This window comes from uncultured Veillonella sp. (genome assembly GCF_934190855.1).
In the GTDB taxonomy this organism is placed as follows: domain Bacteria; phylum Bacillota; class Negativicutes; order Veillonellales; family Veillonellaceae; genus Veillonella.
The window spans coordinates 1-13,047 of the sequence record NZ_CAKPTN010000037.1; the positions used below are offsets into that span (position 1 = coordinate 1).

Below are 13,047 nucleotides of genomic sequence, written 5' to 3' on the forward strand. Positions count from 1 at the left end.
TTGAGCCGTGATGAATTCCTGAATATTGATGAGGAAATTAAACGGGCTCGCGATAATATGCAATTGTGGCAGGAAAAGGAAGCAGCGTTGATGCCAGCTAACTTTAGCCCGGATAGTCCGTTTGGTACCTATGGTCAAGATATTGAGGACCTCATTCAACAAGGTGCTAAGTGGGAGCAATTGCGTCGAGAGTGCGAAGAAGGGGATGCGTACATTCATAAGGTACGAGAGCAACTCGAATACTCTCGCAAGATGTATTCTGCGTGGCGTGATGATGAGCCTATGGCTGAGGATGTTAACTGGTTTGAAGGCGAACGGTTAGCTAGTCGTCTGCGCACTGTTAAAGACCAATTGTTGCATTGGCAAGATCGCAAGCCTGCAGAGGCTTCTGATGAATTGCCAACAGCTAAGTTGGAAGGGGCATCGTTGCCAAATTACAGCGAAGAAGACTTGGCTAAAAAAGAGCATCTCGAACGTGAGTTAGAGTTGATCTTAATGGATATAGATCGGGTGACTGCGAAACGCGATAGTTATGGTCCCGATGCACAACCGACGAATTTACCAAAATGGTTACAACGCATTAGCGGTGTAGGTGCCGTTATTGGTGTATTGCTTGTGTTAGCAGGTCTATTAGTTCTAGAATCTGTGCTCTATACTATTGGCGGGTTCATCTTATTGATTCTGTCCATGGCGCTATTCTGGTATGCTACGTGGAGAGCCCATAATCGTAACCCTGATGTGTCTAAATTGAATTATGAGTTACAAATCTTGTCTTCTCGTAGGTCCGATATAGAGCATCAGCTAGAAGCGTTGATTAAGGCCGCTACACCAGTAATAAGCCCTGTGCCATCTATAGAAGGGGCAGCTCATCTAGACCGCTGGATCCAAGAAGGCCATACCTTGCAAGGTATTTATGATGAAGCCCTTGCGGCTTGGCAGAATTGGTTGCCTCAAGGGGCAGCTAAGAGCCTTACAGAAGATGATTTCTTCGGCCTCAAGCAAGAGTATGATCAATACCATGAACAGTTGCGGACTATTGAAGGGTACGAAAAGCGTTTAGCAGAGCATAAAGAGGGGTTACGCGTTATCGAAGACCAAGCGATGACCTTGTGGTATAACCTTGGTGTAGAGGCCCCTGTATCTCCGACTGAGCTTAAACGCATTTATAACCAATATAAAAACTTCCAACAAAATAAAATCGTATGGGAGCAAAAGGAAGCACAACGTAAAAGCTTCCGCAACGAATACGATAATTGGCATCGCAAGGAAAAAGAATTACTCCTTCGCCAAAAAGAATTACTCCATAAAGCAGGTATGGAAAGCTCTAATGAGTATCGTCAACATCTTATTGATGAGGACCAATACAAACAGTGGCAAACCATTTACAAGCAAAGTCAGGTACAGCTTGATTTATTAGCCCCTGATGCGGAGAATAAAGACTTGTTCTACCGTCGTTTACGAGAAGGTAATAAAGATAATTGGCTCGATGAATTGGCTCATTCCGAACGGGAGATGGCATCTATTGAGGATAAATTAGCTACCTTGTACGAACGCCGCGGCCAAATTGTGGAGGCTATGCGAGCTCTTGGGTCTGACCAGGAGCAACATCAAATGTTGCAAGAGCGCGAAGCGCTACAAAGTGAATTAGAATCCGCTTTGGAAGACTGGGCTACACAAGTATTGATGAGTCACTGTATGGATAAAGCGCAACAATCTTATGAGAAAGAAAAACAGCCTCATATGCTTGAGCTGGCATCCTCTTATATAGAACGTTTGACTGGCGGTATCTATACCTTTGACATCCTCGGTATTAACGAAGGGGTTGCTCTTGTTAACGGTAATGGGGAGCGATTAGAGCTTAAGTTCTGGTCTAGTGGCTTAGCTGATCAAGTATACTTGGCATTGCGCTTGGCATTGGCAAAGGTATTCTCTTACCAAGTCGAGTCCTTGCCGATTATTTTAGACGATATCCTAGTGCGTTTTGACGAAAACCGTCAACGAAGTGCTTTGGAACTATTGGCTGAAATCGGTAAGAACCAACAAATCTGGTTATTTACTTGCCAACGTTCCGTATATGATATGGCTCAATCTATTGCTGGCATTGATCGTCATAGATTAAGTCGCAGCTAAGGTCTTAGCTACAATAAGTGGTAATTAAAATCCCTGTGGAGGCGCTGAGCTTTCACAGGGAATATTAAAGAATAAAATCATGTAAGTGGTTGTAACTAAAGTAACTGTTTTAGTTATGCAACTGTGTTAGTATACATTTAGAAAGAAAGGGGTTGAGCACTTGAATACAGCATATTTGGATATGATCCAAGGGAAGAACCCTGGTGTGACGCCTGTGTGGTATATGCGACAAGCTGGTCGTAGCCAAGCGGAATACCGCAAAATTAAAGAAAAATATACTTTATTTGAAATTACAAAAGAACCTGAATTATGCGCTCGCGTTACGGAGTTACCTGTTAAGGAATACGGCGTTGATGCGGCCATCCTTTACAAGGACATCATGAGTCCTATGGTGGCTATGAATGTAAAGGTAGAACTCAAGGCCGGTGTAGGACCTGTGTTTAGCACGCCTATCCGCTCCATGGCTGATGTAGAAAAATTAGACGCCTTTGATCCTACGAAGGTGGATTATATTGGAAAGACAATTACCTTGTTAACATCTGGCATGCTCGATGTACCGCTCATTGGTTTCTGCGGTGCGCCGTTTACGATTGCGTCTTACCTCATCGAAGGGGGACCGACGAAAAACTATAATAAAACTCGTGGTATGCTCATCGGTGCGCCCGATGTATGGGATGCGTTGATGACAAAATTGGCGGATATGTCTATTGCATACTTGTCCATGCAAGCTGAAGCCGGTGCTAATGCGCTACAAATCTTCGATTCTTGGGTAGGTGCGGTTAATGCAGATCAATATAAACAAGGGATTTACCCTCATATGGAACGCATTATCAAGACGGTGAAAGCAAAATATCCTCATTTGCCTATGGCCATGAATGGTGTTGGTACAGACCATTTAGTATCCATCTGGTCGCATTTGCCACTAGATGTTATCGCTCTCGATTGGCGTAGCTCCATCGTTATGGCTAACGAGCGTGGCGTAACACAAACAGTACAAGGTAACCTCGATCCAGCGTACTTATTCGGCGATGAAAAAACATTGGCCCGCGAAGTAGACCGCATCTTGCTGGAAGGTATTCGTTATGGTCGCCATATCTTCAACTTAGGTCATGGCGTATTCCCAGAGGCAGATCCTAAAAAGCTTCATTGGTTAACGGACTATGTCCATGAACGTAGCCGTGAGCTGTGGGCTCAAGAGGGGTAATCTAGTGAACGTAGAAAAAAAGGGATTGTTATTTCTATCCTATGGAAGCCCTTCAAGTAAGGAAGATTTAGTACCGTATATGACGAGCATTCGTCATGGTCGTATGCCTACAGAAGGCGAAATTGCTAATCTTACTCGTCGCTATGACGCGATAGATCAATGGTCTAATGTAGAATTGCAGAACATGGCAGAGAGTCAATATAAAACGTTATTGACCTTATTGCCAACTATGCCATCAGCCATTGGTTATCTACACATGAAACCATCTATTGCTGAGGCTGTAGATTCGTTAGTCCGCCAAGGGGTGGAGCATATTGTCGCTATCGTGACGGCTCCATTCTTTACCTCTCTTGGTACTGGTGCCTATGAAAAACAAGTACAAGTAGCCATCGGGAATCATCGGGATGTAACATTTGATTTCGTTCGCTCTTGGTGGGACGAACCCACCTTTAAGGAATACTGGGTAAAAGCAGTCGCAGAGTGTGTGAATGGGACTGAAGATATATTTGTTATTTTTAGTGCTCACAGCATCCCTCTTATCGATAATCACGGTGGTGATTCTTATGCATTTGCATTACGTGAAAGTGCCAAGGAGATTGCAGAGCATTGCAAGTTGTCTAAGTGGACTGTAGCATGGCAGAGTGCGGCGCCTCACGGTCAATGGTTAGGACCTACTGTGGAAGATGCTGTCGACCAAGCTTTACAGACTGGTGCCACACAGATTGCTTTCGTGCCTTTTGGCTTTGTTAGCAATCATGTGGAGGTCCTATATGATAATGATGTAGAGTGTAAAGAGCTCGTTGAAAATGGAGGCGCAATGTATTTGCGGGCGCAGATGCCAAATTGTAATGAAACATTCTTACAAGCCATGGCGAGTGCAATAGTAGAAAGGATTCATTCGTGAACGTAACAATTGTGGGCGGTGGCCTAACAGGGCTAACAGCGGCTTATTATCTAGGCCATGCTAAGCCAGAGTGGAATATTACTCTTTACGAACAAGCACCACGATTTGGTGGGAAAATACAAACACAACGGGTTGACGACTTCGTTGTAGAACTCGGTCCAGATTCGTATTTGGGCCGAAAAACTGAAATGACAGATCTTGTACACGATTTAGGTTTAGGTGATACCCTCGTGTCTAATGAGACGGGTCAAGCCTTTGTGTATGATCAGGGCGCGATTCATCCAATCCCAGGGGGCTCTATCATGGGCATTCCTACAGAGATGATGCCTTTTGTGAAAGCAACGCTCATTTCTTGGTCTGGTAAATTGCGTGCTGGCTTAGACTATTTCAAAAAGCCATACCAGCTGGATGAAAACGGTGATGTGTCTATTGGTCATTTCTTTCAATACCATTTAGGTCAAGAAATGATGGATAAGCTCATCGAGCCACTATTAGCGGGTATCTATGGTGGTGATATCTATAAAATCAGCCTATTGTCTACCTTCCCTCATTTTATTCAAGTGGAACAAAAATATGGGAACATGGTAAAAGGGATGATGGCTGCGAAGATGGGACACTCAAAGGCTGGCGTATCTAAAGCTGCCAAAGGTGCAGTAGCAGAAGGCGATGTACCTCGCGCTGGCAAAGGTATCATGACGGACCGTCAATTTGAAAACCACGAAGCAAAAACTAGTCAAACTGCATCTGTGAATAATAGCTCAAGCAGTTCTGGTCATGCAACAAATACTACTCCACAGCAGCAAAGTTCACAGCAACAAGCTAGTAAGGTTCAAGCAGATATGGCGAGCCGCAAGGGGACTGCTGCTCAATCTGGTATGTTCCGCCAATTAACAGGGGGCCTTGAAAGCGTGATTAATGCTATCGTTGAGGCCATGCCTAGTAATGTACAGTTGCATACAGGGACACTGGTATCTAATATTCGATATGTTGATGGTATGTATGCTATCGATGTGGTGAATCCTGTAAACAATGCTTGTGGCTGTCAATCTACTACAGATTCAGCTACAGAGGTGCTTCTCGATAAAGCTCCTGCTATAGCGGATCATGTGATTATCTCTACGCCGCCTGCGACGTATTCGCAATGGTTTAAGGATGACGCCGGCTTTGACTTTTTGCGTTCTATGGAGCAATCTAGTTGTGCCATTGCGATTATGGCCTTTGATAAAAGCACCTTTGATGGGGACTTAAAGGGCTCTGGACTACTGATTACTCGTAAGACAGATACACCGCTCACTGCGTGTACCATTTTAAATCAAAAATGGCCACAAACAACGCCTGATGATAAAGTTGTATTGCGTGTCTTTATCGGTAAGCCAGGCAATGATGTGGTAGAACAATACAGTGATGACGAACTTTCAGAATTAGCAGTCGAAGAAATTCAAAATATTATGCGTTTCTCTGCTAAGCCGGAATGGGTGCGCATCAATCGCCTCATTCACTGCATGCCTCAATATAATGTAGGACATCGTGCTGGTATCAAAGCTGTACGTGAACATGTAGCTGAAAACTATCCAAATTTACACCTCATCGGTACGCCATTTGATGGCATCGGTATTCCGGACGGTGTGAAACAAGCAAAAGAATTAGTGGAAAAACTAGTAAGTGAGAAATAAAATAGAAACTTGTTTAAAAGAGCTAGCATAGTATTTAGACCATATAGGATTATCTCAGCGCTAAATCAGTAGTTTAGTTTTAACTAAAAATATATTAATAAAAAATCTCAATATAAATTAAATTGAAAAGACTCCATATGCTATAATGGTATATGGAGTCTTTTCGATTCCTATTGTAATAGAAACATATCGTTTTAATATAATCACCATAGATAGGAGTGATCATAATGGGGAAAGCAATCCCTACAGTAGAAGGTTGGCATAGCCAACACATGATATTTGCCATGGATTTCAGCGCATGGAACTGTTTTACAGCTGATGAAAAAGTAGCAGCGCGCAACGAATTAAAAGCATTCTTAGCAGACCTTGAAGCTACACATCAAGCTAAAGAAGGTAGCTATGCATTCTATGACTGTAATGGTGCAAAAGGGGATTTGATCCTTTGGATCCTTGGTCCATCCCTTGAATACTTGGCACAAGTAGAGCGCAAGTTCCGTCGCCTTGCTATTGCAAGCGTATTGGTACAAACGTATTCCTATACATCTGTAACAGAAGTAAGTGCTTACGTTAAAGCTAAACTCGATACAGAGGAAGTTAACCAAAAACTTTACCCTCATGTACCTCGCGATAAATACATCTGTTTCTATAATATGAGCAAAAAACGCGAAGGCGATGATAACTGGTTCATGCTACCACCTCAAGAACGCGGTGCATTGATGAAATCCCATGGCGAACTTGGTAAAACCTATTTAGATGTTTTATCTGAATTTACTACAGGTGGCTGTGGCTTAGACGACTGGGAATGGGGCATCACCATCTTCAGTAACGACGACATCCAATTCAAAAAAATTGTATACGATATGCGCTTTGAAGTAGCCAGTGCAAAATACGGCATCTTCAGCGACTTCTACGTTGGTACCATCATCGACGATGCACTACTAGAAGAAATCTTTGGATAATAAAAGAGCCTGCTTGAGCAGGCTCTTCTTTATTATTTAATTCATATTAGTCGTTTCCTTTGGTGCACTTATAGCGCTTATTTGCCTTAGAAAAAGCAAATAGCCCTCCGTTACCATGCGTAATTAGATAAACAGAAAGGCCATTTCCTAGATAATTAGTTTTTGAGATGCGCCTGACGTTCCTACTCGTCTGACTATCTCTTTATATTATAGAGATAAAGAGATATATCGTCAAATTAGAATGAATGGACTGATAAACAGTCCATTTTTTTCCCTCTAAAATAAACGCTATAATTTTGAGCAGAAAATTTGTTATACACACTATACTGCGTAAAATATAATTCACTATGTTTGAGCATCTTATTTACAACTATATTTTCATAAAAGAGAACCCCGCATCGATCCGACTTACGAGGTCAAGGCCCTAGGCCGCAGACCTGATAAGTATGGAGGAGAGATGCGGGGTTTCTTTTATCACTTAGTTTAGAAAAGTGAATTATATTTTGTTGTACCGTCCAGTGAACGTAAATTTTCTGTTAAAATTATACGTTCATATTTGCTGCCTTACGCACATAGAACCAGTAGCACACAGCTACAGTTACGATGTTGAAAGCTAACAATACTGCAAAGGCTGGGTGAATATTACCGAACATGGAATATACAAAGCCAAAGATTTTAGGTGTAATGAAGGCACCGTATGCAGCTACAGCGGCTACGAAGCCTGTAATTAAAGACGATAACAACGGATTGCCGAATACGTGTGGAATCATGCGGAATGTTGCACCTGTTGCGAAACCACAGCATACGAATGTCAATACGGACATAGCGAAGAAGAATGGGAAGTTATGCATGTCTACGCCAACTGCGATTAATGCGGTTGTAGCGCATAAACCGATGAGGCTCACAAAGGTAACCTTAGTACCGCTGTTGATTTTGTCTGCTAACCAACCACCTACAGGGCGAAGAGCACCTGCTACGAGTGGACCTACGAAGGCGATAGAGGCAAATGGTACTTCAGGGAATTCTTTACCTACTAATAGACCAAGTGCTGCTGCATAACCAGAGAAGGCGCCGAAGGAACAAGTATATAGTAATGTAAGTGCCCAAGTATGTTTGTTGCCAAAGATTTGTACAAGGTTTTTAGGATTTGGTTTTTCTAGTGGTAAGTTATCCATGAATCGTGTCATCAATGCAAGGATAACAACGAGAGGTACAACCCACATGAAAGCTGCATTGGCAAGGTATACTGCGTTTCCTTTGATGATAGCTGGTGTTACACCGAATACGCTACCTAGTGCAGCAGAACCCATGGCAAATGGAGCTAAGAAGTAGATAACAGAAATACCAAGGTTACCAACACCGCCGTTGATACCAAGGGCTGTACCTTTTTCGGATTTAGGGAAGAAGTTACCAATGTACGCCATGGAGGACGAGAAGTTAGCACCCGCTAAACCGATGAGGGCTGTTAAGATCATGAATGTCGTATAAGAAGTAGTTGTATCTTGTACAGCAAAGCCAAGCCATACAACAGGAACTAATAAAATGATGGTAGAAATAAATGTCCAGTTCTTACCGCCTAATAGTGCCGGCATATATGTGTACACAAAGCGTAATGTAGCACCTACAAGACCAGGCAAGGCAGCTAAGGTAAATAATTGGTCTGTAGTAAAGTTAAAACCTGCACTATTTAGCTGTGCTGCAATAGTAGCCCATAAATACCATACGCAGAATGAAAGTGTTAAGGCAATGGTGGATACTACCAAGTTTTGTTTAGCAATTTTTTTACCAAACTTTTCCCAAAATTCTGGATTTTCTGGTTGCCAATTAGCCACAATTTCGCTACGGCTTGCCCCTACTTGAGGCATTTTTAGTTCGCTCATTTTGAACTTCTCCTTACTGAAAAACTATACATGCAATGAAGACAAGAAAGATACAAATAGGGTCCTTTGTATATAAATATTGCAATCTATAATAAAAACTATAGAAAATATTCGATTAACTGAAAGAATTACGCTATAATTATTGTATCACATAAATTTTCAATGTCTTATATCACAAATATATTATATATTGGAAAATTTTTTGTGAATGTGATGAAAAACACACATATTCTGAAATTAATAAGTTATAATAATCATATGTATACATGAAAGTATATAATACATGTACTTTTACTATAAATAGATTAGTATAACTAATGGATTTTATGTTAAAGGTACAATGGAGTAGTGATGGTATGGATAAAAATTTAATTAACCAATTACTTGCTTTGCCGGGTGAGGAACTCCATCTTAAAAAGGGTGATTTTCTCTTCCACGAGGGGGACAAGGCAGAACACTTTTACGTAGTGTTAAAAGGTAGAATGAGCATTAAGAAGTTCGAATCTAGTGGGCACATTTTTGCATTGCGTCTAGTAGGTCCGAATAATGTAATTGGTGAGGTTCCGTTGTATGAGGAGAACACAAGAACGTATGTGTTCAATGCCATTGCTCGGGAGGATTGCTCTGTTTATTCCATTCGCTATGATGTATTAGAGAACGCTATTGCAAAAGACCATTCATTGGCTATTGCAATGATGAAGATCTATACATTACATATGCGACGTCAACAGGCAAAATACCGAGACTTGCTATTATATGGCAAGAAGGGAGCATTTTATTCTACCTTGTTGCGCTTAGCCAATAGTTATGGTGTAGAGCGCGAGGATGGTATCTTTATCGATATCGCCCTAACAAATCAAGAGTTGGCTGAATTTGCTGCCACATCAAGAGAAAGTTTAAATCGCATGCTAAGTGAGTTGCGTAAGTTGGGCTATGTAGCCTATGATAAACACCATCTAGTAATCTGTGATTTTGACGCTTTAATCGGATTGCTTGATTTAGAGGTTGATACTATAGACCCTAATATTAGTAATATCGAATAACAGGATTTTCTCCCTTGTGTTAGCTCAGCTAACGCAAGGGATTTTTTGTAGTTTTGAAGGAGGACACGAGATGAGCTTGTTGTCTCAAAAGTTTAAGTTTCTTCGCAAGAAGAACGTATCTCCAAGCGGCCATCAAATAACTGAAGATGGCGGTCGCGAGTGGGAAAATTTTTATCGTGACCGTTGGTCTTACGATAAAGTTGTCCGCACAACGCATGGCGTAAACTGTACTGGTTCTTGTAGCTGGAATATTTACGTTAAAAATGGTGTTGTTGCATGGGAAAATCAGGCTACTGACTACCCTGAAACACCAGATGATATGCCGGATTACGAACCACGTGGGTGCCCTCGTGGTGCGACATTCTCTTGGTATCTCTATAGCCCATTGCGCGTAAAATATCCGTATGTACGCGGTGAATTGGCTGAGCTTTGGAGAGAAGCGAAAAAGAATGCTAAGAACCCAATTGAAGCTTGGAAATCTATCGTAGAAGATCCTGAAAAAGCGAAAAAATACAAATCTGCCCGTGGTATGGGTGGCTTTGTGCGCTCCACATGGGATGAAGCAACAGAAATCACTGCTGCATCCTTATTATATACAGCAAAAACATACGGCCCTGACCGCAACGCTGGCTTCTCTGTAATTCCAGCGATGTCCATGTTGTCTTATGCAGCAGGTGCTCGTTTCCTTAACTTAATGGGTGGTACACCATTGTCCTTCTATGACTGGTATGCCGACCTACCACCTTCTAGCCCTCAAGTTTGGGGTGAACAAACTGATACTCCTGAATCTGGTGACTGGTATAATGCTGGTTACATCATGACTTGGGGTTCCAACGTACCATTGACTCGTACGCCAGATGCTCACTTCTTAACAGAGGTTCGTTATAAAGGTACTAAGGTTGTGTCCGTATCCCCTGACTATGCGGAATCTACAACTTCCTCCGATGCATGGCTTAATGTAAAAGCCGGCACTGATGCGGCTCTTGCTATGGCAATGGGTCACGTTATCTTAAAAGAATACTACATCGACAAAGAAACTCCATACTTCAAAGAGTATGCAAAAGAGTTTACAGATATGCCATTCCTTGTACGCGTTGAAGACATTAATGGTGCAGTTCAACCAGGTCGTTTCTTGAATGCTAAGGACTTAGGTCGCCAAGAGGAAGGCGCTGACTTCCAAATGGTATTGATCGATGAAAGTACAAATGAAATCGTTATCCCAAATGGTACAATGGGCGAACGTCACACAAATCCACAAAAATGGAACTTACGCCTTGAAAACCGTGATACAGGGGCTAAAATTGACCCTCGCTTATCCGTCTTTGATCAACGCGAAGATGTGACTATCGTTAAATTGCCATACTTTGGTGATGAAGAGCACGAAGGCGTTATTGAACGTGCTATTCCAACGATTACAGTACAAACTGTGGATGGTCCTGTAAAAGTAACTACCGTATATGACCTCATTCTTGCTAACTACGGTATCGATCGTGGTATTGGTGGTGAAGTGGCTAAAGCTTACACAGACGACACTCCATACACACCTACATGGCAAGAAAAAATCACTGGCGTAAAAGCAGATATCGCTATTGCTACAGCTCGTGAATTTGCAGATAATGCAGAAAAAACTAAAGGTCGCTCCATGATTATCATGGGTGGTGGTATCAACCACTGGTATCATGCTGACGTGATTTACCGTACAATCTTGAACCTTATCATGTTCTGTGGTACAGAAGGTGTTAACGGTGGTGGCTGGGCTCACTACGTAGGTCAAGAAAAACTTCGTCCTATTGAAGGTTGGGGCGGTATCATGACAGCTAACGACTGGAGTAAAGCGCCTCGTTTGCAAAATGGTACATCTTGGTTCTACTTTGCTACAGAACAATATCGTTCTGATTGCATCGACTTGGCAGACCGCGTATCTAAATTAGCTAAGCCTCGTTACCGTCATCCTGGTGACTATAACGTATTGGCTGCACGTTTAGGTTGGTTGCCATCTTACCCTACTTTCAATAAAGGCAGCCAAGAATTGATTAATGAAGCTCGTGCAGCTGGTGCTAGTACAGAAGCAGAAATTAATCAATATGTAGCGCAAGCGTTGAAAAACAAAGAATTACAATTCTGCGTAGAAGATCCAGCGGCTAAAGAAAATCACCCACGCAACTTGTTTGTATGGCGTGCGAACCTCATTGGTTCCTCCTCTAAAGGCCACGAATACTTCTTGAAGCATTTATTGGGTACTAAAAATGCGGTATTGGAAGATGATGATGCTCCTACACGCCCAGAAGAAATTAAATGGCGCGAAGCTGATGGGGCAGGTAAACTTGACCTCTTAATTGATATCGACTTCCGTATGGCTTCTACAGGCTTATATTCTGATATCGTATTCCCTGCTGCTACATGGTATGAAAAAGAAGACTTGTCTTCCACAGATATGCATCCATACGTACACGTATTCCAAGCGGCTGTTGATTGCGCATGGGAAACTAAATCTGACTGGGATACATTCCGTACCCTTGCAGAAACAGTATCTCGCGTAGCGAAAGAGTCTGGCTTCACAGAATACGAAGATATCGTAGCAACTCCTCTTGGTCATGACAGCCCAGGTGAAGTGGCTCAACCAGAAGGTAAGGTTCTCGACTGGAGTAAAGGCGAATGTGAGCCAATTCCTGGCAAAACAATGCCAATACTTGTACACGTAAAACGCGATTACAGCCAAATCTTTGAAAAATTCATCGCTTTGGGACCTAATATTGAGAAGAAAATGGGTGCTCATGGTTTGGCATGGGATGTATCTGATGAGTATCAAACATTGTATGCACAAAATGGTACCATCGATAATCCTGAATTCGTTTCTCATGGCCGTCCAAGCATTTACGAATGTAAGGAAGCTTGTAATGTTGTATTAACATTATCTTCTTGTACAAATGGTAAATTAGCTGTTCGCTCTTGGAAAGCAATGGAAGAAAAAACAGGTCTTTCTGGTCTTGAAAAGAACGCAAAAGGCCGTGAACAAGAAAAAATCACCTTCGATGATATGGTTCGTCAACCGCGCTTTATCATTAGCTCTGTAACAAGTACTGGTAAGAACGATAAAAACCGTCGTTACTCTCCATTTACAACATCTACAGAGGACAAAGTACCATTCCGTACCGTAACAGGTCGTCAATCCTTCTATTGCGATCATGAAATGATGCGTGATTATGGTGAAGCTATGGCATTGTACAAACCTGTATTGTCCTATAAACCAGTAC

General features: G+C 42.1%; 8 protein-coding genes. 7 read left to right on the forward strand and 1 reads right to left on the reverse strand.

The features are described 5' to 3' along the window. From Q0F90_RS03565 to hemQ, 5 genes are all read left to right on the forward strand, one after another. A partial coding sequence (locus Q0F90_RS03565; RefSeq protein WP_296003414.1) for an ATP-binding protein occupies positions 1-2,130 on the forward strand: 2,130 nt, incomplete at its 5' end. A 160-nt stretch (positions 2,131-2,290) separates the two neighbouring features. Beyond that, the gene (gene hemE, locus Q0F90_RS03570; protein ID WP_296003416.1) at positions 2,291-3,334 is read left to right on the forward strand and encodes a uroporphyrinogen decarboxylase; all 1,044 of its coding nucleotides are present in this window, start codon (positions 2,291-2,293) and stop codon (positions 3,332-3,334) included. 4 nt (positions 3,335-3,338) lie between these two features. Continuing rightward, a complete protein-coding gene (gene hemH, locus Q0F90_RS03575) occupies positions 3,339-4,238 on the forward strand; it encodes a ferrochelatase (RefSeq protein ID WP_296003418.1) in 900 nt (299 codons plus the stop codon). Further along, positions 4,235-5,911, forward strand: a complete 1,677-nt coding sequence (hemG, locus tag Q0F90_RS03580) for a protoporphyrinogen oxidase (RefSeq protein ID WP_296003420.1) — start codon at positions 4,235-4,237, stop codon at positions 5,909-5,911. The genes hemH and hemG overlap by 4 nt, the downstream gene beginning before the upstream one ends. Positions 5,912-6,138: 227 nt before the next feature. Next, positions 6,139-6,870, forward strand: coding sequence for a hydrogen peroxide-dependent heme synthase (hemQ, locus tag Q0F90_RS03585; protein WP_296003422.1), 732 nt, complete (start codon positions 6,139-6,141; stop codon positions 6,868-6,870). Positions 6,871-7,412: 542 nt separating this feature from the next. On the opposite strand, the gene Q0F90_RS03590 is transcribed toward hemQ, so the two are convergent. Continuing rightward, positions 7,413-8,750: an MFS transporter gene (locus Q0F90_RS03590; protein ID WP_296003424.1), complete on the reverse strand. Its 1,338-nt coding sequence runs from the start codon at positions 8,748-8,750 to the stop codon at positions 7,413-7,415. Positions 8,751-9,106: 356 nt separating this feature from the next. Here Q0F90_RS03590 and Q0F90_RS03595 point away from each other — a divergent pair, with 356 nt between their 5' ends. Further along, the gene (locus Q0F90_RS03595) at positions 9,107-9,793 is read left to right on the forward strand and encodes a Crp/Fnr family transcriptional regulator (RefSeq protein ID WP_296003426.1); all 687 of its coding nucleotides are present in this window, start codon (positions 9,107-9,109) and stop codon (positions 9,791-9,793) included. A gap of 70 nt (positions 9,794-9,863) precedes the next feature. Beyond that, the coding region (locus Q0F90_RS03600) for a nitrate reductase subunit alpha (RefSeq protein ID WP_296003428.1) at positions 9,864-13,047 on the forward strand (3,184 nt) is incomplete at its 3' end.

Coding starts and splice junctions, on each gene's coding strand:
- hemQ (WP_296003422.1), top strand. CDS start 6,139: ATGGGGAAAGCAATCCCTACAGTAGAAGGTTGGCATAGCCAACACATG.
- Q0F90_RS03590 (WP_296003424.1), bottom strand. CDS start 8,750: ATGAGCGAACTAAAAATGCCTCAAGTAGGGGCAAGCCGTAGCGAAATT.
- Q0F90_RS03595 (WP_296003426.1), top strand. CDS start 9,107: ATGGATAAAAATTTAATTAACCAATTACTTGCTTTGCCGGGTGAGGAA.